Source organism: Streptomyces sp. NPDC104226, assembly GCF_055584085.1.
The window spans coordinates 117,195-143,880 of record NZ_JBVJMS010000012.1 but is presented as its reverse complement, the minus strand read 5'-3'; the positions used below and the strand labels follow the sequence as shown (position 1 = coordinate 143,880).

At 72.6% G+C, this 26,686-nt stretch carries 23 protein-coding genes and 1 pseudogene; 15 read left to right on the top strand and 9 right to left on the bottom strand.

Annotated features, from left to right (window positions below):
- The first annotated feature begins 16 nt into the window (after positions 1-16).
- Positions 17-493, top strand: coding sequence for a MarR family winged helix-turn-helix transcriptional regulator (locus ACZ60J_RS32765; protein ID WP_469687671.1), 477 nt, complete (start codon positions 17-19; stop codon positions 491-493).
- A gap of 122 nt (positions 494-615) precedes the next feature.
- Positions 616-1,203 carry a PepSY domain-containing protein gene (locus ACZ60J_RS32760; RefSeq protein ID WP_469687479.1) on the top strand — a complete coding sequence of 196 codons (588 nt, stop codon included), beginning with the start codon at positions 616-618 and terminating at the stop codon, positions 1,201-1,203.
- 83 nt (positions 1,204-1,286) lie between these two features.
- Here the strand turns inward: ACZ60J_RS32760 and ACZ60J_RS32755 are convergent, their stop codons facing one another.
- The 3 genes from ACZ60J_RS32755 to ACZ60J_RS32745 form a co-directional block, all read right to left on the bottom strand.
- A complete protein-coding gene (locus tag ACZ60J_RS32755; protein WP_099895366.1) occupies positions 1,287-1,361 on the bottom strand; it encodes a 50S ribosomal protein bL37 in 75 nt (24 codons plus the stop codon).
- 80 nt (positions 1,362-1,441) lie between these two features.
- A complete protein-coding gene (gene meaB, locus ACZ60J_RS32750) occupies positions 1,442-2,416 on the bottom strand; it encodes a methylmalonyl Co-A mutase-associated GTPase MeaB (protein ID WP_469687477.1) in 975 nt (324 codons plus the stop codon).
- A gap of 72 nt (positions 2,417-2,488) precedes the next feature.
- Positions 2,489-3,685, bottom strand: coding sequence for an acetyl-CoA C-acetyltransferase (locus tag ACZ60J_RS32745; protein WP_469687475.1), 1,197 nt, complete (start codon positions 3,683-3,685; stop codon positions 2,489-2,491).
- Positions 3,686-3,822: 137 nt separating this feature from the next.
- Here ACZ60J_RS32745 and mce point away from each other — a divergent pair, with 137 nt between their 5' ends.
- The 7 genes from mce (at position 3,823) to ACZ60J_RS32710 (ending at position 14,399) form a co-directional block, all read left to right on the top strand.
- Entirely contained in the window at positions 3,823-4,251 is a 429-nt protein-coding gene (gene mce / locus ACZ60J_RS32740; protein WP_469687473.1) for a methylmalonyl-CoA epimerase, read from the top strand.
- Between the two features lie 180 nt (positions 4,252-4,431).
- A complete protein-coding gene (gene scy / locus ACZ60J_RS32735) occupies positions 4,432-9,153 on the top strand; it encodes a polarized growth protein Scy (protein WP_469687471.1) in 4,722 nt (1,573 codons plus the stop codon).
- A 202-nt stretch (positions 9,154-9,355) separates the two neighbouring features.
- The gene (locus ACZ60J_RS32730; protein ID WP_254384267.1) at positions 9,356-10,294 is read left to right on the top strand and encodes a coiled-coil domain-containing protein; all 939 of its coding nucleotides are present in this window, start codon (positions 9,356-9,358) and stop codon (positions 10,292-10,294) included.
- Positions 10,295-10,407: 113 nt separating this feature from the next.
- Complete coding sequence (locus ACZ60J_RS32725) at positions 10,408-11,430, top strand: ATP-binding cassette domain-containing protein (RefSeq protein WP_469687469.1); 1,023 nt, start codon at positions 10,408-10,410, stop codon at positions 11,428-11,430.
- Between the two features lie 2 nt (positions 11,431-11,432).
- Positions 11,433-12,212, top strand: coding sequence for an ABC transporter permease (locus ACZ60J_RS32720; RefSeq protein ID WP_469687669.1), 780 nt, complete (start codon positions 11,433-11,435; stop codon positions 12,210-12,212).
- Between the two features lie 136 nt (positions 12,213-12,348).
- Complete coding sequence (locus ACZ60J_RS32715) at positions 12,349-13,539, top strand: ABC transporter ATP-binding protein (protein ID WP_469687467.1); 1,191 nt, start codon at positions 12,349-12,351, stop codon at positions 13,537-13,539.
- Positions 13,536-14,399 carry an ABC transporter permease gene (locus ACZ60J_RS32710; RefSeq protein WP_469687465.1) on the top strand — a complete coding sequence of 288 codons (864 nt, stop codon included), beginning with the start codon at positions 13,536-13,538 and terminating at the stop codon, positions 14,397-14,399. Before ACZ60J_RS32715 ends, ACZ60J_RS32710 begins: the two co-directional genes overlap by 4 nt.
- Before the next feature lie 9 nt (positions 14,400-14,408).
- On the opposite strand, the gene ACZ60J_RS32705 is transcribed toward ACZ60J_RS32710, so the two are convergent.
- The gene (locus tag ACZ60J_RS32705) at positions 14,409-14,750 is read right to left on the bottom strand and encodes an ATP/GTP-binding protein (RefSeq protein ID WP_407837193.1); all 342 of its coding nucleotides are present in this window, start codon (positions 14,748-14,750) and stop codon (positions 14,409-14,411) included.
- A 242-nt stretch (positions 14,751-14,992) separates the two neighbouring features.
- Here ACZ60J_RS32705 and ACZ60J_RS32700 point away from each other — a divergent pair, with 242 nt between their 5' ends.
- On the top strand, positions 14,993-16,024 hold the full coding sequence (locus tag ACZ60J_RS32700) for an LLM class flavin-dependent oxidoreductase (protein ID WP_469687463.1): 1,032 nt from the start codon (positions 14,993-14,995) through the stop codon (positions 16,022-16,024).
- 113 nt (positions 16,025-16,137) lie between these two features.
- On the opposite strand, the gene ACZ60J_RS32695 is transcribed toward ACZ60J_RS32700, so the two are convergent.
- Positions 16,138-16,530 carry an SCO5389 family protein gene (locus ACZ60J_RS32695; RefSeq protein ID WP_243336246.1) on the bottom strand — a complete coding sequence of 131 codons (393 nt, stop codon included), beginning with the start codon at positions 16,528-16,530 and terminating at the stop codon, positions 16,138-16,140.
- A 220-nt stretch (positions 16,531-16,750) separates the two neighbouring features.
- On the opposite strand from ACZ60J_RS32695, the gene nucS reads away from it, so the two are divergent.
- Complete coding sequence (gene nucS / locus ACZ60J_RS32690; RefSeq protein WP_469687461.1) at positions 16,751-17,422, top strand: endonuclease NucS; 672 nt, start codon at positions 16,751-16,753, stop codon at positions 17,420-17,422.
- A 1,424-nt stretch (positions 17,423-18,846) separates the two neighbouring features.
- Here the strand turns inward: nucS and ACZ60J_RS32685 are convergent.
- From ACZ60J_RS32685 to ACZ60J_RS32675, 3 genes and pseudogenes are all read right to left on the bottom strand, one after another.
- Positions 18,847-20,637 (bottom strand): annotated as a pseudogene (locus ACZ60J_RS32685) (ATP-binding protein); the annotation flags it as partial.
- Positions 20,638-20,858: 221 nt separating this feature from the next.
- A complete protein-coding gene (locus ACZ60J_RS32680) occupies positions 20,859-21,182 on the bottom strand; it encodes an STAS domain-containing protein (RefSeq protein WP_243336243.1) in 324 nt (107 codons plus the stop codon).
- 158 nt (positions 21,183-21,340) lie between these two features.
- Positions 21,341-22,189: a 3-hydroxyacyl-CoA dehydrogenase family protein gene (locus ACZ60J_RS32675; protein WP_382970649.1), complete on the bottom strand. Its 849-nt coding sequence runs from the start codon at positions 22,187-22,189 to the stop codon at positions 21,341-21,343.
- 217 nt (positions 22,190-22,406) lie between these two features.
- Here ACZ60J_RS32675 and ACZ60J_RS32670 point away from each other — a divergent pair, with 217 nt between their 5' ends.
- On the top strand, positions 22,407-22,979 hold the full coding sequence (locus ACZ60J_RS32670; RefSeq protein WP_469687459.1) for a cob(I)yrinic acid a,c-diamide adenosyltransferase: 573 nt from the start codon (positions 22,407-22,409) through the stop codon (positions 22,977-22,979).
- A 38-nt stretch (positions 22,980-23,017) separates the two neighbouring features.
- On the opposite strand, the gene ACZ60J_RS32665 is transcribed toward ACZ60J_RS32670, so the two are convergent.
- A complete protein-coding gene (locus ACZ60J_RS32665; protein WP_469687457.1) occupies positions 23,018-23,578 on the bottom strand; it encodes a hypothetical protein in 561 nt (186 codons plus the stop codon).
- 166 nt (positions 23,579-23,744) lie between these two features.
- On the opposite strand from ACZ60J_RS32665, the gene ACZ60J_RS32660 reads away from it, so the two are divergent.
- From ACZ60J_RS32660 to ACZ60J_RS32650, 3 genes are all read left to right on the top strand, one after another.
- A complete protein-coding gene (locus tag ACZ60J_RS32660) occupies positions 23,745-24,971 on the top strand; it encodes a sensor histidine kinase (RefSeq protein ID WP_469687455.1) in 1,227 nt (408 codons plus the stop codon).
- A complete protein-coding gene (locus ACZ60J_RS32655) occupies positions 24,968-25,609 on the top strand; it encodes a response regulator (protein ID WP_469687453.1) in 642 nt (213 codons plus the stop codon). Before ACZ60J_RS32660 ends, ACZ60J_RS32655 begins: the two co-directional genes overlap by 4 nt.
- Before the next feature lie 202 nt (positions 25,610-25,811).
- A partial coding sequence (locus ACZ60J_RS32650) for a cellulose binding domain-containing protein (RefSeq protein ID WP_469687451.1) occupies positions 25,812-26,686 on the top strand: 875 nt, incomplete at its 3' end.

Genomic DNA, 26,686 nt, shown 5'->3' with positions numbered 1-26,686 from the left:
TTCTTTCATGGAGACCATCGAGACCGAGGCGGCCACCCCCTGGCTGAGCGACGCCGAGCAGTGCGCCTGGCGCACCCACCTGGACGTCAGCAGACTGCTGTCCCACCAGCTGGAAAAGGACCTCCAGCCGTTCGGGCTCACCAACAACGACTACGAGATCCTCGTGAACCTCTCCGAATCCGAGGAACACCGGATGCGGATGAGCGATCTCGCGACGTCGACCCTGCAGTCCAAGAGCCGGCTCTCCCACCAGATCACCCGCATGGAATCGGCGGGCCTCGTCCGCCGCGTCAACTGCGAGTCCGACCGCCGCGGTCTCTACGCCGTCCTCACGCCCGAGGGCATGGAGACGATGCGCAAGGTCGCCCCGCACCACGTGGCGTCCGTCCGCCGGCACTTCATCGACCTGCTCCCGCCGGAGGCCCTCGCGGCACTGCGCTCCGCGCTCTCCCCGGTCGCCGACCACCTGCGCGCGGGGCGCGGCAAGGCCTGACGCCCGGGCCGCTCCCCGAGCGGCGCCCCTCTGCCGCAGGCCGGAGAATGGGCGGTAACGCTCGCTCGCCGGCCGCCGCCGAGCAACCGTAAGCGCCATGGCCGGCCTGAGGAGGTCACGCCATGAAGCGCACCCTGTACGTCTCGTCGGCCGCGGCCGCCGCCGTCCTGCTGGTCGCGGGGCCGGTGGCGGCCGCCGCCGCATCCACGACCGCAGCGGCCGGCGGCAGCGTCGGCGCACCCCTGCGCGCCGCAGTCGATGCCGAGGGGGCCGCCGCGGCGGCCCTCAAGAGCCACCCCGGGGTCATCGAGTCCCTCGACAAGGACGGCTCCGTCTGGCACGTGAACGTGATCGGCAAGGACGGCAGCAACACGGAGCTGCTCGTCACCGCGGCCACGGGAGCGGTGACCGTCGAGAACACGGACCGGAACGACGACGGGAACGGCAACGAGGACGCCGCCCTGGTCGCCGCGAAGGTCACCGCCCAGCAGGCCGTGAAGGCCGCCGTCGCCGCCCATCCCGGCCAGGTCTGGTCGGTGCAGTGGGACGACGATGACGACAACAACACGACCTACTGGGACGTGGAGGTCAAGTCCGGGGGCACCACGACGAACGTCCACGTGGACCCCACGTCCGGCAAGGCCACCGTCTCCCACTCGGACCACGGCAACGACGAGAACGAGAACGACGACGGGAACGACAACGGCTAGGACCCGTCCCGGCCCCGCACGCACGGAAGCCGCACCCCGTGGACGGGGTGCGGCTTCCGTGTGTGGTCGGTCCGTGCTCACGGTCAGGCGTTGGGACGCTTTCCGTGGTTGGCCTTCTTCTTCTTGCGGGCTCGCTTCTTGTTGCCGCGCTTCGCCATGAAACCTCCCTGCGTGTGGGGCATTCCGGGCGTTCGCCAGTCTATGACCGGGCCGCGGGCCCCGCATCCGGTTCCGCCGGTTACACCGCTTCCGCCGCCTCCGTGAGCGTCGCGAGGAGCGCGTCCGAGGCCGCGTACGGATCCAGCTCGCCCGCCGCCACCCGCCCGGCCAGCGCATCCAGCCGGGCGTCGCCGTGCAGGTCGGCCAGCCGGGCCCGCAGGGCGGTGATCGCGATCGTTTCCACCTCGCGCGCGGCCCTGGCCGTACGCCGCTGCGCCAGCACCCCGTGCTCGTCCGTCCACGCCCGGTGCTTCTCCAGCGCCTCGACCAGCTCGTCGATGCCCGTACCGCGCGCCGCGACCGTCTTCACGATCGGCGGCCGCCAGTCGCCCTTGCCCCGGGACTCCCCCAGGCTCAGCATGTGGTTCAGCTCCCGGGCGGTGGCGTCCGCGCCGTCCCGGTCGGCCTTGTTCACCACGTAGACGTCGCCGATCTCCAGGATGCCCGCCTTCGCGGCCTGGATGCCGTCGCCCATCCCGGGGGCCAGCAGCACCACGGAGGTGTCCGCCTGCGCCGCGATCTCCACCTCCGACTGCCCGACCCCGACGGTCTCGACCAGGATCACCTCGCAGCCGGCCGCGTCCAGCACCCGGATCGCCTGCGGGGCCGCCCAGGCGAGGCCGCCCAGGTGGCCGCGGGTGGCCATGGAGCGGATGTAGACCCCCGGGTCGGAGGCGTGGTCCGACATCCGCACCCGGTCGCCGAGCAGCGCGCCCCCGCTGAACGGGGAGGACGGGTCGACGGCCAGGACGCCGACCCGCTTGCCGGCCTGCCGGTAGGCGGAGACCAGCGCCGAGGTGGTGGTGGACTTGCCGACGCCCGGGGAGCCGGTGAGGCCCACCACGTACGCGTTGCCCGTGAGCGGCGCCAGCGCCGCCATCACCTCGCGCAGCTGCGGGGACGCCCCCTCGACCAGCGAGATCAGCCGGGCGACCGCTCGCGGCCTGCCCTCGCGGGCCTGGGCCACCAGCTGGGGGACGTCCACCGCCGTCATACGTGCTGCGCTCCTCGGTTCTCTTACGGGTTACGAGTACGGGTACGGGCGGCCCGGCAGGCCGCCCCTCCCCTACGGGACGCGGACGATCAGGGCGTCGCCCTGGCCGCCGCCACCGCACAGGGCGGCCGCGCCGACCCCGCCGCCGCGGCGCTTGAGCTCCAGCGCCAGGTGCAGCACCACACGGGCGCCGGACATGCCGATCGGGTGACCCAGGGCGATGGCGCCGCCGTTGACGTTCACCTTTTCCGGGGTCACGCCGAGGTCCTTCATTGACTGCACGGCGACCGCCGCGAAGGCCTCGTTGATCTCGATGAGGTCGAGGTCCTCGACGCCGAGGCCCTCCTTCTTCAGGGCGTGCAGGATCGCGTTCGAGGGCTGCGACTGGAGCGAGTTGTCCGGACCCGCCACGTTGCCGTGGGCGCCGATCTCGGCGAGCCACTCCAGGCCCAGCTCCTCGGCCTTGGCCTTGCTCATCACGACCACGGCGGCGGCTCCGTCGCTGATCTGCGAGGAGGTGCCGGCCGTGATGGTGCCGTCGCGGGTGAAGGCGGGACGCAGCTTGCCGAGGGACTCGACGGTGGTCTCGGCGCGGATGCCCTCGTCCTGCGAGAACACCACCGGCTCGCCCTTGCGCTGCGGGATCTCGACCGGGGTGATCTCGGCCTCGAAGACGCCGTTCTTCTGCGCGGCGGCGGCGCGCTGGTGGGAGGTGGCCGCGAAGGCGTCCTGCGGGGCGCGCTCGATGCCGAGGCGGGTGTTGTGCTTCTCGGTGGACTCGCCCATCGCGATGTTCTCGAAGGCGTCGGTGAGGCCGTCGTAGGCCATCGCGTCGAGCATCTCGATGGCGCCGTACTTGTATCCCTCGCGGGACTTCGGCAGCAGGTGCGGGGCGTTGGTCATGGACTCCTGCCCGCCCGCGACCACGATGTCGAACTCCCCGGCGCGGATGAGCTGGTCCGCCAGGGCGATGGCGTCGAGGCCCGAGAGGCACACCTTGTTGATGGTGAGCGCGGGCACGTTCATGGGGATCCCGCCCTTGACGGCGGCCTGGCGGGCGGGGATCTGGCCCGCGCCGGCCTGGAGCACCTGGCCCATGATCACGTACTGGACCTGGTCACCGGAGATCCCGGCCCGCTCCAGCGCGGACTTGATGGCGAAGCCGCCGAGATCGGCACCCGAGAAGGACTTCAGCGAGCCGAGCAGTCGCCCCATGGGCGTGCGGGCCCCGGCGACGATCACTGACGTGGTGTTGTTCGTTCCGGACATGGAGCACAGCCCCTTGAAGATGAGGAGTGAACGAGGGTTTACCCGAATGTACTGAGCGGTACCCGTGCCGTCACCGGCCCGTCAGTGTGATCGCGCGCACGTTGCGTAACCGCCCCCGGTAGCGCTGCACTGTGTCCATGCTGACAAGAATCGACCACATCGGGATCGCCTGCTTCGACCTGGACAAGACGGTTGAGTTCTACCGTGCCACGTACGGCTTCGAGGTGTTCCACTCCGAGGTCAACGAGGAGCAGGGCGTCCGCGAAGCCATGCTGAAGATCAACGGGACCGACGACGGCGGAGCCTCGTACATCCAGCTCCTGGAGCCCACCCGCGAGGACTCCGCGGTGGGCAAGTGGCTGGCCAAGAACGGCGAGGGCGTCCACCACATCGCCTTCGGCACCGCCGACGTCCTGACCGACTCGGAGGCCATCCGCGGCAAGGGCGTCCGCGTCCTCTACGACCAGCCCCGCACCGGCTCGATGGGCTCCTCGATCACCTTCCTGCACCCCAAGGACTGCCACGGCGTCCTCACCGAACTGGTCACGAGCAACCCCGACCACTGATGTCCCGTTTCCCCGGCCGGTAGAGTGGCTTTGGCTCGGCCGGGGTTCGGTGCGGAGACGGGGTCGGGGCCTGTATCGGCCGACCCGGGATCTGACACCATCCCTGGGGGCGTCGTTCAGCGGGCGGACGGTGCTCATTCGGTAGTGAGCTTGCGACCAGGGGACGGATGGGACCGCGCTGTGCGGGGCTACGAAAGCCAGGAGAGCCATCAGGCCGAGGCCGACCATCTCTCGCGCTTCGAAGCCGAGATGGAGCGGCTGAAGAAGGAACGCGGGAAGGCCGTCCAGCACGCCGATGACCTGGGGTACCAGGTCGAGGTGCTGCGCGCCAAGCTCCACGAGGTACGCCGCAACCTGGCGTCCCGGCCCGCCTACGACGGCGCGGACATGGGGTACCAGGCGGAGCAGCTGCTCCGTAATGCCCAGATCCAGGCCGACCAGATGCGTTCGGACGCCGAGCGCGAACTGCGCGACGTACGGGCGCAGACGCAGCGGATCCTCCAGGAGCACGCCGAGCACCAGGCGCGGCTCCAGGCCGAACTGCACGCCGAGGCCGTCAACCGCCGCCAGCGACTGGACCAGGAGCTCAGCGAGCGCCGCCAGACGGTGGAAGCCCACGTCAACGAGAACGTGGCCTGGGCCGAGCAGTTGCGCGCCCGCACCGAGGCGCAGGCCCGCCGGCTCATGGACGAGTCCCGCGCCGAGGCCGAGCAGACCCTGGGCGCCGCCCGCGCCGAGGCCGCCCGGGTCGCCTCCGAGGCCACCCGCCGGCTCGCCTCCGAGAACGAATCCGCGCGCGCCGAGGCCGAGTCGACGCTGCTGCGCGCCCGCAAGGAGGCCGAGCGGCTGCTGACCGCCGCCTCCTCGCAGGCCCAGGAGGCCACCGAGCACGCGGAGCGGCTGCGCTCCACCACCTCCGCCGAGGCCGAGCAGACGCGCCAGCAGACGATGGACCTCGGCCGGGTCGCCGAACAGCGCGCCCAGGAGGCCGACGGCGCCCTGCGCGAGGCCCGCGCGGCCGCGGAGAAGCTGCTCGCGGAGGCCAAGGAGAGCGCCGCACGGCAGCTCGCCTCGGCGGAGTCCGTCAACGAGCAGCGCACCCGTACGGCCAAGGAGCAGGTGGCCCGCCTCGTGGGCGAGGCCAGCAAGGAGGCCGAGACCCTCAAGGCCGAGGCCGAGCAGGCGCTCGCCGATGCCCGCGCGGAGACGGACCGGCTGCGCGCCGAGGCCGGCGAGCAGGCCCGTACGGCGGCGGCCGAGGACACGGCGGCCCAGCTGGCGAAGGCGGCCCGCACCGCCGAAGAGGTTCTGAACAAGGCCTCGGAGGACGCGCGCGCCACCACCCGGGCGGCGTCCGAGGAGGCCGAGCGGATCCGCGGCGAGGCCGAGGCGGAGGCCGAGCGGCTGCGCGCCCAGGCCGCGGCCACGGCCGATGAGCTCAAGGGCGCCGCGAAGGACGACACGGAGGAGTACCGGGCCCGTACGGTCGAGCTCCAGGAGGAGGCCCGCCGGCTGCGCGGCGAGGCCGAACAGCTGCGCGCGGAGGCCGTCGCCGAGGGCGAGCGGATCCGCGGGGAGGCCCGCCGCGAGGCGGTCCAGCAGATCGAGGAGGCGGCCCGCACCGCCGAGGAGCTGCTGGGCAAGTCCCGGGCCGACGCCGACGAGGTGCGCGCCGGGGCGAACACCGAGAGCGAGCGGGTCCGCGGCGAGGCCGTCGAGCGGGCCACCACCCTGCGCAAGCAGGCCGAGGAGACCCTGGAGCGGACCCGCGCCGAGGCCGAGCGGCTGCGCGCGGACGCCGAGGAGCAGGCGGAGTCGGTACGGGCCGAGGCGGACGCCGCGGCTGCCGTGCGGCGCGAGGAGACCGAGCGGGCCCTGTCGGCGAAGCGCGCGGAGGCCGACGAGGAGCTCGTCCGGCTGCACACCGACGCCGAGGGACGCCTGGCGACCGCCGAGCAGACGCTGCGCGATGCCCGGGCGGCCGCGGAGAACATCCGCAAGGAGACCAGCGAGGAGAACGACCGGCTGCGCGCGGAGTCCGCCGAGCGGATCCGCACGCTGCAGGCGCAGTCGGAGGCCGAGGCCGACCAGCTGCGCACCGACGCCGCCGAGGACGCCGGCCGGGTCCGTGCGGAGGCCGAGCAGTCCGCGGTACGGCTGACCGGCGAGGCCGAGGCCGAGGCGGAGCGGCTGCGCTCCGAGGCGAAGGAGACCGCGGACCGGCTGCGCGCGGAGGCCAAGGCCGCCGCCGAGCGGGTCGCGCAGGAGGCCGCCGAGGCGCTGGCCGCCGCCCAGGAGGAGGCCGCCAGGCGCCGTCGGGAGTCCGAGGAGACCCTGGCGTCGGCGCGTACGGACGCGGAGAGCGAGCGGGCGCAGGCGCGGGAGGAGAGCGAGGAGCTCCTCGCCCAGGCCCGCAAGCGGTCCGAGGACGCCACGGCCGAGGCCGTCTGGCTCACCGAGGAGGCCGAGCGGCGCGCGTCCGAGGTGGTCGCTGCGGCCGAGGCCACCGCCCAGCAGGTGCGCGACGCCGTGGCGGGGCTGCACGAGCAGGCCGAGGAAGAGGTCGCGGGGCTGCGCAGCGCGGCGGAGCATTCCGCGGAGCGCACGAAGTCGGAGGCCGAGGAAGAGGCCGGCCGGGTCCGCGCCGACGCGTACGCGGAGCGGGAGCGGGCCACCGAGGACGCCAACCGGATCCGCACCGAGGCACGCACCGAGACGGACGCGGCGAAGGAGCTGGCGGCACGCACGGTCGGCGACGCGATCGCCGAGGCGGAGCAGCTGCGCACGGACGCGGCGGCGGAGGCCGAGCGGCTGCGCACGGAGTCGACGGCCGAGGCCGAGCGGCTCCACACCGAATCGACGGCCGAAGCCGAGCGGCTGCGCACCGAGACCGCCGCCGAGGCCGAGCAGCTGCGCACGGACACGGCGGAGTACGCGCAGCGGGTGCGCACGGAGGCCACCGACGCACTGGCCGCCTCCGAGCGCGATGCGGCCCGTACGAAGGCCGATGCCCGCGACGACGCCAACCGGATCCGCGGCGAGGCCGCGGAGTCCCTGGAGGCGGCCCGCGCCGAGGGCGGCAGGATCGTCGCCGAGGCCACGGCCGAGGCCGAGCGCCGCACCGAGGAGACCCGCGCGGCCAACGAGGCCACGGTCGGCGAGGCCCAGGCGGAGGCGGCGCGGCTCACGGCCGAGGCCGAGGCCGCCGCGGAGGCGACCCGTACCGAGGCCGCGGGCACCCTGGACGAGGCCCGTTCCGAGGCGAACCGGCTGCGCACGGAGGCGGCCGAGCAGGCGGACCGCCTGATCACCGAGGCGGCTGCGGAGGCGGAGCGGCTCACCGAGGAGACCCGTGCGGCCAATGCGCTGACGGTCGGTGAGGCCGAGGCCGCGGCCGAGGCGCTGCGGGCCGAGGCGGCCGCCGCACTGGACGCGGCGCAGGCCAAGGCCGAGCAGCTCACGGCGCAGGCCGCGCAGACGCTGGCCGGGGCCGAGCGGGACGCGACGGGGATCCTCGTCGACGCGCGCAACGAGGGCGACCGGCTCGTCGAGGAGACCCGTACGGCCAGCGAGGCCACCGTCGGCCAGGCCGCGGCGGAGGCCGACCGGCTGCGCGCCGAGGCGGCGCGCACCCTGGACGACGCCCGCGCGGAGGGCGGCCGGATCATCGGCGAGGCCACCGCGGAGGCGGACCGGGTCACGGTCGCGGCCAACGAGACCCTGGCGGGCGCCGAGCGGGAGTCCGAGCGGGCTCTGGACGAGGCGCGCGCCGAGGCGGGCCGGATCCGTACCGAGGCCGCCGAGCAGGCGGACCACCTGGTCGGCGAGGCCGTCGCGGAGGCGGACCGGCTCACCGAGCAGACCCGCAAGGACACCGAGCGCACGGTCGGCGAGGCGGCGAACGAGGCCGAGCGGCTGCGCGCCGAGGCCTCCGAGGCGCTGTCCTCGGCGCAGGAGCACGCGACCCGTACCCGGTCCGAGGCCGAGCGGGTCAAGGCCGAGGCCGCCACCGCGGCGGAGCGGATCCGCGGCGAGGCGCGCGCCGAATCGGAGCGGGTGCTGGACGAGGCCCGCGAACAGGCCAACAAGCGCCGCAGCGAGGCCGCGACGCAGGTCGACCGGCTCATCACGGAGGCCTCCGCGGAGGCCGAGAAGCTCACCGGGGACGCGCAGAAGCAGGCCCTGGCCGCCACGACGGCGGCCGAGGAGCAGGCGGACGCGATGGTCGACGCGGCGCGCAAGGAAGCCGCGCGGATCTCCTCGGAGGCGACCGTGGAGGGCAACTCCCTGGTGGAGAAGGCCCGTACGGACGCCGACGAGCTGCTGGTCGGGGCGCGCACGGACGCGTCGGCCATAAGGGAACGGGCGGAGGAGCTGCGCGGCCGCGTCGAGGCGGAGGTCGAGGAGCTGCACGAGCGGGCCCGCCGGGAGTCGGCCGAGCAGATGAAGTCGGCCGGCGAGCGCGTGGACAAGCTGGTGCGTGCGGCGACCGAGCAGAGCGTCGAGGCCGACGCGAAGGCCAAGGAGCTGGTGTCGGACGCGAGCAGCGAGGCGAGCAAGGTCCGCATCGCCGCGGTGCGCAAGGCGGAGGCGCTGCTCAAGGAGGCCGAGCAGAAGAAGGCCGAGCTGGTCCGGGCGGCCGAGGGCGCTCTCGCGGAGGCCAAGGCCGAGGCGGAACGGCTCGTCGAGGAGGGCCGACGCGAGCTGGAGGTCCTCGTGCGCAGGCGGCAGGACATTCAGGGGGAGATCTCCCGTGTCCAGGACGTTCTTGAGGCGTTGGAATCATTCGAGGCGCCTTCGGGCGGCGGAAAGCCCGGAGTCGGCGGCCAGGGCGCGGGGGGCGCGAAGGCCGGCGCAGCGGCGGGTTCCACTCGATCGGGTGGCAAGTCGTCAGAGGGCTAGTCAGCGCACTCGACTCTGTGCTCCTGATGGAGGTTCAGGCGAACGAGTGACAAGCATTCTGTCGCCTTGCCACTCAAAAGGGGTGTCATTGTCCAGATCAAACGCGGATTGACTCGATGACACGCCGTCCTGGCGCCTAGGATTCCCCTTAACACCTAACACCCCGCGTAGCACCTCATCGGTCTCATTCGACAGGAACCCCATGAGCGACACATCCTCCCCCTTCGGCTTCGAGCTCGTGCGGCGTGGTTACGACCGCGGTCAGGTGGACGACCGCATCACCAAGCTGGTCTCCGACCGCGACAGCGCCCTAGGACGTATCAACTCTCTGGAAAAGCGGATCGAGGAGCTGCACCTCGAGACGCAGAACGCCCAGGCTCAGGTGAACGACGCCGAGCCGTCGTACGCCGGCCTCGGCGCCCGGGTCGAGAAGATCCTGCGCCTGGCCGAGGAGGAGGCGAAGGACCTCCGTGAGGAGGCCCGTCGCGCGGCCGAGCAGCACCGCGAGCTCGCCGAGTCGGCCGCCCAGCAGGTGCGCAACGACGCCGAGTCGTTCGCCGCCGACCGGAAGTCGACCGCCGAGGACGAGGGTGTCCGGATCGTCGAGAAGGCCAAGGGCGACGCCGCTTCGCTGCGCGCCGAGGCCCAGAAGGACGCGGCCTCCAAGCGCGAGGAGGCCGACGCGCTCTTCGAGGAGACCCGCGCCAAGGCCGCCCAGGCCGCCGCGGACTTCGAGACCAACCTGGCCAAGCGCCGCGAGCAGTCCGAGCGCGACCTGGCCGGCCGTCAGGCCAAGGCCGAGAAGCGTCTCGCGGAGATCGAGCACCGCGCGGAGCAGCTGCGCCTGGAGGCCGAGAAGCTCCGTACGGACGCCGAGCGTCGCGCCCGCCAGACCGTGGAGACCGCGCAGCGCCAGGCCGAGGACATCGTGGCCGACGCCAACGCCAAGGCCGACCGGATCCGCAGCGAGTCCGAGCGCGAGCTCGCGGCGCTCACCAACCGCCGCGACTCGATCAACGCGCAGCTCACCAACGTCCGCGAGATGCTGGCGACGCTGACGGGTGCCGCGGTCGCCGCCGCGTCCGCGCCGATCGACGACGAGCCGGTCACCCGCGGCGTTCCGGCGCAGCAGAGCCGCTGACCTCCGCGTCGCGGTTACCGGGCGGTACCGTTCGCCCGTTTCACGACCTAAGTAGGGCCGGGCGTCACCTTAAGAAGGTGGCGTTCGGCCCTTCGGCGTTCTAGCGTGGCGGAATGATCGAGCTCGAGGGCCTTACGAAACGATTCGGCGCGAAGACCGCCGTGGACAACCTCAGCTTCCAGGTCAGACCGGGGGTGGTCACCGGCTTCCTCGGCCCCAACGGAGCGGGCAAGTCCACGACCATGCGCATGATGCTCGACCTCGACAATCCGACCAGCGGTACGGTCCGGATCGACGGGAAGCACTACCGGGACCTGCCGGAGCCGCTGAAGTACATCGGGGCACTGCTGGACGCGAAGGCGATGCACGGCGGCCGCAGCGCGTACAACAACCTGCTCTGCCTGGCCCAGGCCAACCGGATCCCGGCCAGCCGGGTCTCGTACGTACTGGACCTGGTCGGCCTCACGGCCGTGGAGAAGAAGAAGTCGAAGGGATTCTCGCTGGGCATGGGCCAGCGGCTCGGAATCGCCGCCGCGCTGCTCGGCGACCCCGAGATTCTGATGTTCGACGAACCCGTCAATGGTCTGGACCCGGAGGGAATTCTCTGGATCCGCAATCTGATGAAGGGGCTCGCGGCGGAAGGAAGGACGATCTTCGTTTCTTCTCACCTGATGAGCGAAATGGCTCTGACCGCAGAGCATTTGGTCGTCATCGGACAGGGAAGGCTGCTGGCCGACCTGTCCATGGCCGATTTCATCCAGCAGAACTCCCGCAGCTTCGTCCGCATGCGGTCCCCGCAGCAGGAACGGCTCAAGGACGTCCTGCACGAGGCCGGGATCGACGCCATCAGCGTCCCGGCCACCGGCACCCTGGAGATCGACGGCGTGGCGGCGGAGCAGCTCGGCGAGCTGGCCGCCCAGCACCAGATCGTGCTGCACGAACTCAGCCCGCAGCGGGCTTCACTGGAGGAAGCGTTCATGCGCATGACGGCGGACTCCGTCGAGTACCACGCCCACGCACCGGGGGCGGCCGGCTTCCCGGCCGGACCGGGCATGGCCGCCGACAACCCGGCCCGGCCGGCGGACGTACCCGCCTGGGGCGCCGGTTTCGAGGCTCAGCGCAAGGGCGGTAAGTGACCATGTCCGCCTTCCCCGCCATCCTCCAGTCCGAGTGGACCAAGATCCGCTCGGTCGCCTCGACCGTCTGGACCCTGGCCTCCGCCGCCATCGTCACGGTCGGCATCAGCTCCCTGCTCTGCGCGTTCGTCAACTCCTCCTTCAAGGACATGCCCCCGCAGGAGCAGGCCACCTTCGACCCGACGCTCGCCAGCTTTGCCGGCATGTCCCTCGGCCAGCTCGCGATGATCGTGTTCGGAGTGCTGGTCGTGGGCACCGAGTACAGCTCGGGCATGATCCGCACCTCGCTCGCGGCCGTACCCCGGCGCAGCAGCTTCCTCGCCGGCAAGCTCCTCGTCGCCACCGGGCTCGCGCTGGTCGTGGGCCTGATCACCAGCTTCGCGTCCTTCTTCATCGGACAGGCGATCCTGGGCGACCGCTCCATCGGCATCGACGAGCCGAACGTGCTGCGCGCCGTCTTCGGAGCCGGGCTGTACATGGCGATGCTCGCGCTGTTCTCCATGGGCGTGGCCACCATGCTGCGCAGCTCGATGCTCTCGCTCGGCATCCTGATGCCGTTCTTCCTCCTGATCTCGACCATCCTCGGGGCGGTCCCGGCGACCCGGAAGGTCGCCCAGTACTTCCCCGACCAGGCCGGTTCCAAGATCATGCAGGTGATCCCGGGAGCGATGGGCAGCGACAAGGTGCCCTACGGCCCCTGGGGCGGTTTCGGGATCATGGCCCTGTGGGTGCTGGCGGCCGTGCTCGGCGGCTACCTGGTCCTCAAGCAGAGGGACGCCTGACGTACTACGGGGGATCCCCGGGTGCGTTCTCAGGGGTACCTCAGGGTCACGGACGACGTGGAACCGCAAGGGACTGGATATCCTCTTAACCCTTACGCGGGCGAGAGTCGTCCCGGCCTGGCAAGGGGCAGCAAAGATGATCGAGGCAGTCGGCCTGACCAAGCGCTTCGGCGCGAAGACCGCTGTCGACGACCTCTCCTTCCAGGTCAGGCCCGGTCACGTGACGGGATTCCTGGGGCCCAACGGCTCCGGGAAGTCCACCACGATGCGCATGATCGTCGGCCTGGACCGGCCCACCGCCGGCCGGGTCACGATCAACGGCCTGCCCTTCCGCGAGCTGCCGAACGCCCAGCGGCACGTCGGAGCCCTGCTCGACGCCAAGGCCGTCCACGGCGGCCGCCGGGCCCGTACCCACCTGCTGTCGATCGCCCAGCTCTCCGGGATCCCCGAGAAGCGGGTGGACGAGGTCCTGGGCGTCGTGGGCCTGCAGGACGTGGCCCGGCAGCGCGCCAAGGGCTTCTCGCTCGGCATGGGCCAGCGGCTCGGCATCGCGACCGCCCTGCTCGGCGACCCGCAGGTGCTGCTCTTCGACGAGCCGATCAACGGACTCGACCCCGAGGGCATCCTCTGGGTCCGCAATCTGATGCGCCGGCTCGCCTCCGAGGGCCGCACCGTCTTCGTCTCCTCCCACCTCATGAGCGAGATGGCGCTGACCGCCGACCACCTGATCGTGATCGGCCGGGGGCGGCTGCTCGCCGACATGGGCACCCAGGAGTTCATCACCCACAATTCGGCCGGATTCGCCCGGGTGCGCACGGCCGACACCGACCCGGGGGGCTGGGACACCCTCGGCTCCGTCCTCACCAGGGCGGGCGGCCGGGTCCTCCGGGAGCCCGACGGGGCCCTGCGGGTGACCGGGCTGGAGCTGCCGCGGATCTCCGACCTCGCGCACGAGGCCGGCGTACGGCTGTGGGAGCTGTCGCCGCACCGGGCCTCGCTGGAGGAGGCGTACATGCGGATGACCCAGTCCTCCGTCGAGTACACCTCCACCGAGGACCCGCGTGCCGAGCTCTGGGAGCCCGAACCGCTGACCGTCCCGAAGTGGGAGGAGGAGGCGCTGGAAGCGGCCGAGGCCCTCCAGGTCCCCGCGGCGGGCTTCTTCGCGCCCCCGCCGCCGGGCGCCGCCGGGCAGCCCTTCCTGATGCCCGCCAGCCCCGGCGAACTCGCCGGCTCCCCGAGCGGGACCGGGGCCGGGCACTCCCCCGACGCGGTGCACGCCCCCGACCCCGTGCACTCCCCCGCGCAGAAGCCCGAGGACCAGAGATGACCGCCCCGACGATCGCGACCGACGGGGAGCAGGGCCCGCCGGAGTACACCTCGCCCCTGCCGGCCCGCCGGCCGCACCTGGGGCACGCGGTGGCCTCGGAGTGGACCAAGCTGACCTCGGTGCGCTCCACGGTGTGGACGCTCGGGGCCCTGGTGCTGCTGGTCGTCGGCATCGGCGGCGCGGTGATCCTGCAGACCTCCCCCCGCGACTACGAGCAGATGCCGTTCATCGCCCCCGCCCTGTTCGGCCTGCTGGTCGGGCAGCTGGCGGTGATGGTGCTCGGGGTGCTGACCATCAGCTCCGAGCACGGCACCGGACTGATCCGCACCACGTTCACGGCCGCCCCCGACCGGTACCGGGTGCTCACCGCGAAATACCTCGTCTTCGCCGCCACCGCCTTCTTCGTCACGGCCGGGTCCGTCTGCCTGGTGGGGCTGACCGCGACGCTCCTGCACGGCGGCCGGGGCGCCGGGGCGCACGGGAGCGCCGAGTGGGCCACCGGACTCCTGGGCAGCCTCTACGTCACCCTGCTCGGCGTGCTGGCCATGGCGGTCGGGGCGCTGGTCCGGCATTCCGCCGGGGCGATCGCCGTGATGCTCGGGGTCGTCACGCTGCCGCCGGTGATAGGGGCGGTGCTCAGCATCTGGGAGGCCCTGGCCCCGGTGGGCCAGGCGCTGCTCCAGTTCAACGCGCCGGTGGCGCTGATCACCCTGTTCGGCATGCCGCTGGACACCACCGAGGCCCCGGCCGACGGAAGCTCGCCGTACCCGTCGAGCGTGAGCCACCTGGTGCTGATCCTGCTGGTGACGGGCGCCGCGGTCGCCGCTTCGTACGTGGTGTCCGGCCGCCGGGACGTCTGATCCGGGGACTCAGTACTTGGGAGCGTTGCGGGACCGCTGCACCTTGGAGGTGCGGCGGTCCTTCGCGTTCCAGCAGGCCTTGTGCCAGTGCCGGCGGTCGTCGACCCCGCCGTACTCGGGCCAGGCCACCAGGTGCGGGGTGCCCGAGGGGATCTCCTGGTCGCAGCCGGGGCAGCGGTAGCGCTTGCCCGCAGCGCTCGCGCCCGCGACGTGCCGGACCTTCCAGTCCTCGCCCTGGTACTCCTCCGTGCGCTCCAGGCCGTACCGGTCCAGACCGCCCGGGCCCGAGCCCTGGTCCGAACGATCGGCTGGATTCTCGCCGCCCCTGGGGCGGTTGTGGCGCGGTGACACGTATACCTCACGGATGGGCGGACGGCAGTGACTTTCTCCCAGACTACGCGCAGCGAGCCCGGGTACCCGCAGGGTGGCCGAAGGACGACCGTAGTACGGAACAACCGGTTGGTGTGACCGACCCGACAATCCCAATAACTTTCCGTTCAGGCCGTGCCTTTGGCACGTGTCAGACGTTGTTGCCGGTGAAGCAACCGGTCCGCCTGGGGGAGGCCGCGTCAGCCGCGAGGAGGCTAAAGGCGATGCGCGTAGGAGCATTTGTACTGGCGGCCCAGTTCCCGGGACAGGGACAGGGCGAGGCACTGCACCGGGCGGTGCGGACCGCCGAGGTGGCCGAGGAGGCCGGACTCGACTCGGTCTGGCTCGCCGAACACCACTTCGTCCCGTACGGGGTCTGCCCGTCCGCGGTGACCCTGGCGGCCCTGATGCTGGGCCGCACCCGGCGGCTGCGCGTGGGCACCGCGGTGAGCGTGCTGCCGAACACCCACCCGGTGGCCCTGGGCGAGCAGGCGGCCCTGCTGCACCTGACCTCGGAGGGGCGGTTCACCCTCGGGGTGGGCCGGGGCGGTCCCTGGGTGGACCTGGAGGTCTTCGGCGGCGGGCTCGACGCGTACGAGAACCGCTTCCCGGAGGACCTGGACCTGCTGCGCCGCTGGCTGGCCGAGCCGCGCGTGGGGGCGCCCGCGGCAACGGCCGGCGGCCGGGACGGCTTCCGCGAGGTGGCCGTCGTACCGCGTGCGTCGGAGTCGCTGGACGGGGACGCGACAGGGCCGGAACTGATCGTCGCCTGCACCTCCCCCGGCTCGGTACGGCTGGCCGCGGAGCGCGGACTGCCGATGCTGCTGGGCATGCACTGCGGGGACGAGGACAAGGCCGCCATGGTCGATCTGTGGCGGCGCACGGCGCGTGCCGCGGGACGCTCGCCCGAGGCGGGCCACGTGTCGGCCGGGGTCTGCCAGCTGGCGGACCGGACGGCGGACGCCCGCGAGACGCTGATGAAGGCGATGCCGGGCTGGCTCAAGCAGGGTCTGGACGCGCACGTCACGGTGGACGGACGGCAGCGCGCGATGCGGGACCCGGCCGCGTACACCGAGCTCCTGTGCGATCTGCACCCCGTGGGCACACCGGAGCTGGCGGCAGACCGGCTCGCGGCCACGTCGGAGCGTACGGGCATCACGCGGTTCGCCCTGCTGACGGAAGGATCGGGCGATCTCGCCTCGACCGAGGAGAACCTCCGGCGCCTCGGCGCCGAGGTGCTGCCCCTGCTCGGCTGAGACCAGGGCTGCCGCTCCGTTGGCACCGGAGCGGCAGCGAGGTACCGGTCGTGCGGCGATACGGTCGTACGGCGGTGCTGTGGTGCGGAGGTGCTGTCGTGCGGAACTTCCTGCTAACAGTCGCGCATTTCGGGCGACTGGTTGAGCAGCTGACCACGGATCGAAGTGAACTTGGCCAGCCGGTCGTCCACCGAGGAGTCCAGCGGGAACACCGCGACCCGGTGGCAGTTCTGGAATGCCAGGCGCACTCCGAAGTGCCGTTGCAGCGCACCCCGTATCGCGTCACTCGCGAGGGCACGCAGCAGCTGGCCACGCGCCTGCTCGTCCGGCGGCGGCGTCTGGTTGTCGGCGAACTGGCCGCCGTCCACCTTGAGCTGGGCCACCAACGAGCTGATCATCTCCCATGCGTAGGGCAGGGAGGTCCGGACGCAGTCGACGAAAGCGGCTTCGTCGACCTCGCCTCGCTCGGCCTGTTCGAGTAGGGCCGGTGAGACGTCGAGCGACATGGGTTCTCCTCTCGCGACTCCGGCCGATTGGGTTGCCGGAGCCTTACGGGCAGGGACGGAGATCGCCACGCAGTGTGCACGTGTCGCAACCTCCCGCTCACCACGGTAGGCGCCCGGTGGGTACCGCACCAGGAGAATGCGCATACAACGCGCCATCCTCGAACGGGGCTTTCGGGGGCGAATCGCGTGCATGCCTTCTCGTCGAGTAGCGTTGCCGACCATGCGTCTCGTCATTGCCCGCTGCTCCGTCGATTACGCGGGCCGGCTCACCGCCCATCTGCCCTCGGCACCCCGTCTGATCCTCGTGAAGGCCGACGGCAGTGTCTCGATCCACGCGGACGACCGAGCGTACAAACCGCTCAACTGGATGTCCCCGCCCTGCACCCTCAAGGAGGGGACCGGGGACGACGCCGGCGTCTGGACCGTCGTCAACAAGGCGGGCGAGAAGCTCATCATCACCATGGAGGAAGTCCTCCACGACTCCTCGCACGAGCTGGGCACCGACCCGGGTCTGATCAAGGACGGCGTCGAGGCCCACCTGCAGGAGCTCCTGGCCGACCGGATCGAGACCCTCGGCGAGGGCTACACGCTGATCCGCCGCGAGTACATGACCGCGATCGGACCGGTCGACATCCTGTGCCGGGACGCCTCCGGCGCGACGGTGGCGGTGGAGATCAAGCGCCGCGGCGAGATCGACGGCGTCGAGCAGCTCACGCGCTACCTGGAGCTCCTGAACCGGGACCCGCACCTGGCGCCCGTCAAGGGCATCTTCGCGGCCCAGGAGATCAAGCCCCAGGCCCGCGTCCTGGCGAACGACCGCGGCATGGACTGCGTGGTCCTCGACTACGACGCGATGCGCGGCATCGAGGACGACAAGCTCCGCCTGTTCTAGGCGCTGTCCGTACGGACACGGGGCGGGGCGGGGCTGCGATCGCGGCCCCGCCCCGCCCCGTTCTGCGTGAACGGGCGTCAGGGGGTCTGCTCCCCCGTCTCGCCCGCCCCCTCCACGGGGGGCTTCGGCCCGTCGGTCGGCGGCGTGTGCGTGGCGCTCGGCGACACGGTCGCGGACGCGCTCGGCGAAGCCGGCGGGCTGCTCACCGGCGGGGGCGAGCTCGACACCGGCGGCGAGGCCGGGTTCGATGCCGACGGAGTCGGCGAGGGCGTCGGCGTCGGCTTGCCCGAGGGCGTCTTCTTGGGCGACGGGGTCGTACCCGGTGCCTGTGCGGTGGGCGACGAGGCTCCCGGCTCCGGCGAGGGATCGCCACTGCCCGGATCCGGGGTGCTCGGCTGCGGCTGCGTCTCCTCCGAGGTCGGTGCCGTGGAGACCGCGGGTGCCTGCGCCGGCGGCTCCTCGTCGGTGTCCAGCGCCAGGGCGACCACCGTGCCCAGCACCACGGCCGTCACCGCCCCGGCCGCGGCGAGCAGCAGCGGCTTGCGACGGGACCTCGGCTTCGGCGCGGGCGTCGCCTTGGGCGCCGGGGCCGGCTCGGGCGTGAGGGGGAAGGCGTCCTCGAACACCTCCGCCAGCGTGGCGGGTGCGACGGAGCCCGGCGGCGCCACCGCGGGCACGACCGTCGTGAACGCCTCCGGATCACGCGTCGCCGCACGCTCGGGAACGGGGGCGGCCCCGGGGCCCGCCCCTGGCAGGGCGGCAAGAGCCTTGGACAGCGTCGCCGGAGTCACCGGAGCAGCAGGCGCCACCGGAGCCCCCGGCACGGCAGCCCCAGCAGCCGACGGCACCCCGCCGGCACCAGCAGCACCGGCCAACGGGGACCCGGTCGCACCGGGGACGCCCGGAACCCGGGGAACTTCAGGCAGCGGCGGAGCCCCGGCGGGCCCAGGAGCCCCTGGAGCAAACGGCGCCCCCGGAGTCCCGGTCACCGCAGGGAACTGCGGCTTCGCACCAGCCTCCGGAAGCCCCGGAGGACCAGGAACCCCGGACACCCCGGGCACCCCCGGAGCCCCGGCCACCACAGGAAACTGCGGCTTCGCACCAGCCTCCGGAAGCCCCGGAGGACCAGGAACCCCGGACACCCCGGGCACCCCCGCAGTCCCCGTCACCGCAGGGAACTGCGGCTTCGCACCAGCCTCCGGAAGCCCCGGAGGAGCAGGAACCCCGGACACCCCGGGAGCCCCGGCGAGGCCGGCAAGCCCCGGAGGCAGGGGAGCCCCCGCGGTCCCGGGGACCGGCGGAAGGCCCGGAACACCCGGAACCGGCGGTACACCCGCAGCAGCCGGAATGCCCACGGCACCCGGGATGCCCGCAGCAGCTTGGACACCGGCAACACCCGGGCCACCCAGGACACCCGGAATGCCCGGCACACCCGCACCCCCCGGTGCCCCCGCACCGCCCGGAGCCTCCAGCGCGTCGGGCGCCCCCGCCGCGCCCGCCCGGCCGGGGCCTGCCGGCCGCGGGGCTCCCCCGGCGGCAGCCGCGGACGCGGTCGGCGGGGCCAGACGCAGGGGCGGGGATATCTGGGTCTCGGCGGACTCCCGGTCGGTGACGAGGGCCAGGGCCCGCCGTCCCGCCACGGTCCCCCGCTTGTCGGCCAGCGCACCGCGCAGCCCGATCGAGGCCTCCAGCTCGGCCCGCGCCCGGTCGAGCCGGCCTTCGCACAGGGCCAGTACGCCCAGCTCGTGGTGGAAGTACGCCTGCTCGGCGACCTCGCCGGCCTTCCGCGCGGCCTCCGCGCCCGCGCGCAGCACCCGCTCCCAGGCCTCCCAGTGCAGCGAGGCGGCGAACGCAGGGGCCGCCGTCCGCGCGAGCAGTACCGCGGCCACCACATCGGCCCCGGCCAGCGCCGCGAGCACCGCGTCGGCTTCGGAGGCCACCCGTTGCGGGCTGACCGAGGTGTGCCCGGTCCACCAGGCGTAGTGCCGGGCGGCCGTGCGGGCTTCCTCGGCCGCGGTGTCCCCGTAGCCGGTCTCCTCCAGCTGGCGCACGACCCCCGCGGCCAGCTGGTAGCGCGTCCCGACGGGGCTCAGCAGCCCGCAGTCGAGGAGTTCCGCGACGGCCGTGTCGGCGTGCGTGTCGCCGACCAGCGCGGGCAGGTGCGCGTGGTGCGGCAGCTCCCCGCCGAGCGCGCAGGCGATCCGCAGTGCGGCCCGCGCCGACTCGCTGACCCGCGAGGCGAGCAGTTCCGCCGGGGCGGCGGCCTCGGCCAGCGTCGGCAGCGGCACGAACACGCCGGCGCGCGGCTTCTCGTCGAAGACGCCGGGCTCCTCGTCCTCGTCGCCCTCGTCGTCGTGACCGGTGCGGTTGAGTTCGTCGCGCTGTCGCAGCAGCGCGGCCGCCTGGACGAAGCGCAGCGGCAGCCCCTCGGAGGCGAAGCTCAGGTCTCCCGCCCAGGCCGTTTCCTCGTCGGTGAGCGTCCGTCCCGTGCCCGCTTCGAGGAGGGCCAGGCAGTCGGTGCGGGCCAGGCCGCCGAGGAAGACCTCTTCGAGGTGGGAGTCGTCGGAGGGGGCCCGGGTGTCGGGGGTGGCGGTCAGCAGGTACGCGCACTCCGGCGTGGCCCGCAGCAGTTCGTCGAGGGCGGTGCCGCCCATGTCGAGGTCGTCGACGAGGACGACGGCGCCTATCTCCGCCACCCGGGCGAGGAGGACGGCCCGGTCGGGGCGTTCGGCCGAAGCCTCGTACACGGTGGCGTACAGCGCCTGGAGCAGCTCGCCGGGCTGCTGGTGTCCCTGCCCGCTGAGCCGTACGACCCCGTCGGGGGCGAGGTCCGCGCAGGCTTGGGCGACCGCGTCGAGCAGCGCCGTGCGCCCGGATCCGGAGGGGCCGGTCAGCCGTACGGAACGGCCGCGCCCGAGGAGCCGTACGAGGCGGTCGCGCTCCTCCTCGCGGCCCAGCAGGGGCCGTGCACCGGCCGGGGCGCCCGGCGGTACGGGGGGCCGGGCGGCGGCCGCCGCGGAGGCGCGGGCGGCGGGGGTGCGCTTGACGGGGGTGGGGGCGGGCTCGCCTCCGGGGCGGTGCGTGCGGACGATCTCGCTGCCGTCGACGGGGTTCACCGTGAGGGTGTAGTCCCCGGACGTGAGCGTCACCACGCGCGCCGCGGGCGCCTCCGCCTGATCGGCCTGCCCCTGTTGCCCCTGTGTGCTGCGGTCCATGCCCCAGTCCCCCGATCGCGCCGTGCGCCGTCGTCTCGCCCGGCCTTCGCCCACGCCGCTGTCGCTACTGGTCCGGTTTCCGCCCGAACCCTAGACCGTGCCCGGCCGGGCGTGAACCGCAGGGGTGCCTTCACCACCGGACCGTTACGTTTGCGCAGTCCCGGTGAAGCAGGCCCGGCGGTCGCGGGGAGCGGGCCCTGCGCAGGTGAACCGCGTACGGGTCAGGCGCGCGGCAGGGACTCCGCTTCCAGGCCGCCCTCGATGGCGAGGATCCGGTGCAGCCGGGTGGCCACGAGGAGCCGCTGCATCTGCGGCGGGACCCCGCGCAGGACGAGCCGCCGGCCGGTCCGGCCGGCCCGGCGGTGGGCGCCCATGATCACGCCGAGACCCGTCGCGTCCCAGGAGTCGAGCCCGGTGAGGTCCAGCACGAGGTCGCCGTGACCGTCGTCCAGGGCGGTGTGCAGGACCGTACGGGCGTCCGCCGCGCTGCGCACGTCGAGGCGACCCCCGACAGCGAGTTCGGCGTGGTCGCCCCTGATGTGCATGTGTACTCCCGGCAGCGCGGTACTGATTGCTTATGGTCCGACTGGTCCGTGGTCGGCAACTCTCACTGCAACTGACTGCCTCAGGGGCAGGGAAGTTGCCGACCGTGAGCGAACCGATACCTAATTCACCCCGTGGGGTGCAGGTCTCGAACTGGTGCTCAGTGCTTGTAGAAGCCCTGACCGCTCTTGCGGCCGATGTCGCCCGCGTCGACCATGCGGCGCATCAGCTCCGGCGGCGCGAACTTCTCGTCCTGCGATTCCGTGTAGATGTTGCTGGTGGCGTGCAGCAGGATGTCGACGCCGGTGAGGTCCGCGGTGGCCAGCGGGCCCATCGCGTGCCCGAAGCCGAGCTTGCAGGCGATGTCGATGTCCTCGGCCGACGCGACGCCCGATTCGTACAGCTTCGCCGCTTCGACGACGAGTGCCGAAATGAGACGGGTCGTCACGAATCCGGCGACGTCGCGGTTGACGACGATGCAGGTCTTGCCGACCGACTCGGCGAACGCCCGGGTGGTGGCGAGGGTTTCGTCGCTCGTCTTGTAGCCGCGCACGAGCTCGCACAGCTGCATCATCGGGACCGGCGAGAAGAAGTGTGCGCCGACGACCCGCTCCGGACGCTCCGTCACGGCCGCGATCTTGGTGATCGGGATGGCGGAGGTGTTGGAGGCGAGGATCGCGTCCTCGCGCACGAGCTTGTCGAGCGCGCGGAAGATCTCGTGCTTGACCTCGAGCTTCTCGAAGACGGCCTCGACGACGATGTCCGCGTCGGCGACGGCTTCCAGCTCGGTGCTCGTGGTGATGCGGGCGAGCGCCGCCTCGGCGTCCTCGGCCGTCAGCTTGCCCTTGGAGACGAAGCGGTCGTACGAGGCCTTGATCCCGTCGGTACCACGCGTCAGAGCGGCATCGGTGACATCGCGCAGCACGACGTCCCAACCCGCCTGAGCGGAGACCTGCGCGATTCCGGACCCCATCAGTCCGGCACCGATGACGGCAAGCTTCCCAGCCACTGCACACCCCAAGCTCTTTGAAGAGGACACGGCCTTCGACAGGACACGCGGCCTCGGACACGGCACAGCCTCGTTCGTTCTCCGGCGGAGACTAGCGTCCGGGAGGGGCGCAGTGACCGCGAAGTAACACGCGTCACGTCTCAGATGACGGACATCACACCGGGACGGCCCAGCAGTGCGACAGGGGGCCCCAGTTGACCCGCACTAGGGTGGCGGCATGGTGAACCTCACGCGCATCTACACCCGTACCGGCGACCAGGGCACGACCGCGCTCGGCGACATGAGCCGTACGGCCAAGACCGATCTGCGGATCTCGGCGTACGCCGACGCCAACGAGGCCAACGCGGCCATCGGAACGGCCATCGCACTCGGCTCCCTGCCCGCCGATGTCGTGAAGGTCCTGGTCCGTGTGCAGAACGACCTGTTCGACGTGGGCGCCGACCTCTGCACCCCGGTCGTCCCGGACCCGGAGTACCCGCCGCTGCGCGTCGAGCAGTTCTACGTGGACAAGCTGGAGGCCGACTGCGACCTCTTCAACGGCGAGCTGGAGAAGCTCCGCAGCTTCATCCTCCCCGGCGGCACCCCCGGCGCGGCCCTCCTGCACCAGGCGTGCACGGTGGTCCGGCGCGCCGAGCGCTCCACGTGGGCGGCCCTGGAGGTGCACGGCGAGGTCATGAACCCGCTGACCGCCACCTACCTCAACCGCCTCTCCGACCTCCTCTTCATCCTGGCCCGCACGGCCAACAAGGAGGTCGGCGACGTCCTGTGGGTCCCCGGCGGCGACCGGTAGGCCGGACGCGCCCGTTAGGCCCGGACGCGACCGGTCCGCTACGACCGGTCCGCGGAGGTGAGCACCTTCGCCGGTGCCCGCTTCGGCCACACCGTGTAGGTGGCGGCGATCAGGGCGTGGATGCCGACCATCCGCAGGGTCGTGAACTGCCATCCGCGCAGCGCCTCGGTGTCGCCCGCACCGCCGACGTACCAGATCGCGGCCTGCAGCAGCCCTGCCGCGACGGCCGCCGCGAGGACGGTGCGCGCGAACAGCTTCCACTCGTGGACGGCCCGCGCCGCGCCGTGTCCGGCGCCGGCCGGCTTCGGCCCCCCGGCCAGCCGGTGCGCGGCGTGGCCGTCGAGCCAGCGCACGGTGTAGTGCCCGTAGGCGACGGTGTAACCGAGGTACAGCGCGGCCAGCCCGTGCTTCCAGTCCGGCTCGGCGCCGCCGCGCAGGTCCACCGCGGTGGCCACCAGCAGGGTCAGCTCCAGGAGCGGCTCGCACAGCAGGACGGCCGCGCCGGTCTTCGGCATCTTCGCGAGGTAGCGCAGGGCCAGGCCGCCGGCCAGCAGGACCCAGAAGCCGACTTCACAGGCGATGATCAGGGTGACGAGCACGGGAGTCTCCGTTCCTGCGGTGGGGGATGCCTCCAGCTTCCCGCCCGGTGCGCGCCGTTTCCTCGTCACTGATGACGAATGCCGGGGCGGCCGCCCTGCATCCTTCGATGTACGGGACCGCCCGAAAGGCAGCCGCGATGGCGACGCCCGGCCCCGCCGCAGCCTGTTGGATGGGTCCGTGACTCATCGGATCCCGCCACCGCACCGCGACGACGTGCTCCTCGCCGGGTGCAGCGTGGCCGCCGGCCTGCTCCTGTGGTCGCTCGGGGTGCACAGCTCCCCCAGCCGGGACCTGCTCCCGGCCTGGGCCGCCCTGGTACCGCTCCTGGCCCTCGGCCCGATGGAGCTGCTGCGCCGCAGCATGCCCCGGGTGACCCTGGCCGTCGGCACCGCGGGGCTGATCGCCGACCAGTTCACGGTGGGGAACCTGGCCACCATCCTGATCTTCACCGACCTGATGTACGCGGCCGTCGTCTACGGCAAACCGGCCATGGCCCGCCGCCTCCCGGTCCAGACCGGCCTGATCACCGTCGCCGTCACCATCGCCGCCGTGGCCTGGCTGCGCACCCCGCAGGCACTGCTGATCGGCGTGGTCACCGGCATCGTGAGCTTCGGTCCGGCACTGACCGGCGCCACCCTGCGCAACCACCGGGAGGCCGCCGTGGCCGCCCGGCTGCGCGCCGAGCAGACCGCGCTGCTGGCCGAGATGGACCGGTCTCAGGCGGTCGTCGCCGAGCGCGCCCGGATGGCCCGCGAACTGCACGACATGGTGGCCAACCACCTCTCCGCGATCGCCATCCACTCCACCGCCGCGCTCTCCATCGACTCCCCCGCCACCAGCCGCGAGGCGCTCGGGGTGATCCGGGAGAACAGCGTCCAGGGACTGGCCGAGATGCGCCGCCTGATCGGACTGCTGCGGGACGCGGGCGCCGGCCAGGAGGCCGTCGCCACGCCCTCGCTGGACGCTCTGGACGCCCTGCTGGAGCAGGCCCGTACGAACGGGGCCGCCAGTGGGCTGGACTTCGTACTGCGCGACGACCGGCCGCCCGGGCAGCCGCTGCCCGCCCCGGTGGAACTGGCGGCGTACCGGATCGTCCAGGAGTCGCTGACCAATGCCCTCAAGCACGCCGCTCCGGGCACGGTCACCGTCCGGCTGGCCCGCGACCGCCCGGCGGGCGGCGGCCGGGCCGGCGGCGACGGCGCGCTGCACGTCGTGGTCGAATCCCCCTACGGGGACCGCCCGGGCCCCCGCGCACCCGGCTCCGGGGCCGGCCTGATCGGCATGCGCGAGCGGACGGAGCTGCTGGGCGGGGCATTCGAAGCGGGCCGCGCGGACGCGGTCTGGCGGGTCCGGGCGACGCTGCCCGTGGAAGAAGAGGCGGTACGGGCGTGACGATCAGGGTCGTGGTGGCGGAGGACCAGAGTGCGGTACGGGCCGGGCTGGTCCTGATCCTGCGCAGCGCCGGCGACATCGAGGTGGCGGGCGAGGCCGCGGACGGGGAGGAGGCCGTGCTCCTGGCCCGCGAGCTGCGGCCCGATCTGGTCCTCATGGACGTGCAGATGCCGCGTCTGGACGGGGTCTCGGCGACCCGCCAGGTGGTTGCGGAGGGTCTGGCCGACGTCCTCGTGCTCACCACCTTCGACCTGGACGAGTACGTCTTCGGCGCGCTGCGCGCGGGCGCGTCGGGCTTCCTGCTGAAGGACGCGGACGCGGCGGAGCTGATCGCGGCGGTACGGACCGTCGCGCGCGGCGAGGGCCTCATCGCCCCGGCGGTGACCCGTCGGCTGATCGCGGAGTTCGCCGCTCCGCGGCCCGTACGGGTCCCGGTACCGGCGACGGTGGAGTCGCTGACCCCGCGCGAGCGGGAGGTGCTGGGGTGTCTGGGCGAGGGGTTGTCGAACGCGGAGATCGCGGTGCGGCTGGAGATGGCGGAGGCGACGGCGAAGACGCACGTCAGCCGGGTGCTGGCCAAACTGGAACTGCGCAGTCGGGTCCAAGCGGCCGTGCTGGCACAGGAGTTGGGGCTCTAGTCGAATCCGACCGGAAACAAGTGCAGGGCTGCTACGAGGAGGTCTGGACCTCTTGACGGTTGGTCCAGACCTTTCTACTCTCACGCACAACTGTGGTGAGCACGTCATGACAAAAGGTCACCGACGCGCTCACGGGCGGCGCAGGTCCCACCCCCATGCAGCGGCCGCTCCCACGGCCGCTGCGGACCTCGGAGGAGCACCCTTGAGCACAGCACCCCCACGACGCGCACCGCTGTTTCGAAGAGTCACGGCCGCACTGGCCGTACTCGCCCTGCCCGTCGCCGGACTCGTGGCCCTCGCGGGTCCCGCCGAGGCCGCCGCCTCGGCCACCGCGACGTACACCAAGGTCTCCGACTGGGGCACCGGCTTCGAGGGCAAGTGGACGGTGAAGAACACCGGCACGACCACCCTCAGCAGCTGGGCCGTGGAATGGGACTACCCGGCCGGCACCGCCGTGACCTCCGCCTGGGACGCCAGCGTCACCAGCTCGGGCACCCACTGGACCGGCAAGAACGTCGGCTGGAACGGCACCCTCGCCCCCGGCGCCACCATCAGCTTCGGCTTCAACGGCGTCGGCTCCGGTGCCCCCAGCGGCTGCAAGATCAACGGCGGCAGCTGCGACGGCGGCACCGCCGACGCCCCGCCGAGCGCCCCCGGCACCCCCACGGCCGGCGGCGTCACGGAGACCGGGCTGACCCTGAGCTGGGCCGCGGCCACCGACGACAAGGGCGTCAAGAACTACGACGTCTACCGCAACGGCGCCAAGATCGCGACCGTCACCGGCACCTCCTACGCCGACTCGGGCCTGACCAAGGGCACGACGTACAGCTACACGGTCACCGCCCGCGACACGATCGACCAGACCGGCCCCTCCTCCGGCCCCCTCTCGGTGACCACCAGCGGCGGCACCACCGACAACCCGCCGAGCGCCCCCGGCACCCCCACGGCGAGCAACGTGGGCGAGACCGGACTGACCCTGAACTGGGCCGCGGCCACCGACGACAAGGGCGTCAAGAACTACGACGTCTACCGCAACGGCGCCAAGATCGCGACCGTCACCGGCACCTCCTACGCCGA

What these genes read in the sequence shown, in the direction of transcription:
- ACZ60J_RS32760 (WP_469687479.1), top strand. Translation starts at nt 616, where the DNA reads ATGAAGCGCACCCTGTACGTCTCGTCGGCCGCGGCCGCCGCCGTCCTG.
- ACZ60J_RS32695 (WP_243336246.1), bottom strand. Translation starts at nt 16,530, where the DNA reads ATGTCGCTCGACGTCTCACCGGCCCTACTCGAACAGGCCGAGCGAGGC.
- nucS (WP_469687461.1), top strand. Translation starts at nt 16,751, where the DNA reads ATGCGTCTCGTCATTGCCCGCTGCTCCGTCGATTACGCGGGCCGGCTC.
- ACZ60J_RS32710 (WP_469687465.1), top strand. Translation starts at nt 13,536, where the DNA reads ATGACCGCCCCGACGATCGCGACCGACGGGGAGCAGGGCCCGCCGGAG.
- ACZ60J_RS32730 (WP_254384267.1), top strand. Translation starts at nt 9,356, where the DNA reads ATGAGCGACACATCCTCCCCCTTCGGCTTCGAGCTCGTGCGGCGTGGT.
- ACZ60J_RS32745 (WP_469687475.1), bottom strand. Translation starts at nt 3,685, where the DNA reads ATGTCCGGAACGAACAACACCACGTCAGTGATCGTCGCCGGGGCCCGC.
- ACZ60J_RS32700 (WP_469687463.1), top strand. Translation starts at nt 14,993, where the DNA reads ATGCGCGTAGGAGCATTTGTACTGGCGGCCCAGTTCCCGGGACAGGGA.
- ACZ60J_RS32720 (WP_469687669.1), top strand. Translation starts at nt 11,433, where the DNA reads ATGTCCGCCTTCCCCGCCATCCTCCAGTCCGAGTGGACCAAGATCCGC.
- ACZ60J_RS32725 (WP_469687469.1), top strand. Translation starts at nt 10,408, where the DNA reads ATGATCGAGCTCGAGGGCCTTACGAAACGATTCGGCGCGAAGACCGCC.
- ACZ60J_RS32715 (WP_469687467.1), top strand. Translation starts at nt 12,349, where the DNA reads ATGATCGAGGCAGTCGGCCTGACCAAGCGCTTCGGCGCGAAGACCGCT.
- mce (WP_469687473.1), top strand. Translation starts at nt 3,823, where the DNA reads ATGCTGACAAGAATCGACCACATCGGGATCGCCTGCTTCGACCTGGAC.
- meaB (WP_469687477.1), bottom strand. Translation starts at nt 2,416, where the DNA reads ATGACGGCGGTGGACGTCCCCCAGCTGGTGGCCCAGGCCCGCGAGGGC.
- ACZ60J_RS32680 (WP_243336243.1), bottom strand. Translation starts at nt 21,182, where the DNA reads ATGCACATCAGGGGCGACCACGCCGAACTCGCTGTCGGGGGTCGCCTC.
- ACZ60J_RS32670 (WP_469687459.1), top strand. Translation starts at nt 22,407, where the DNA reads ATGGTGAACCTCACGCGCATCTACACCCGTACCGGCGACCAGGGCACG.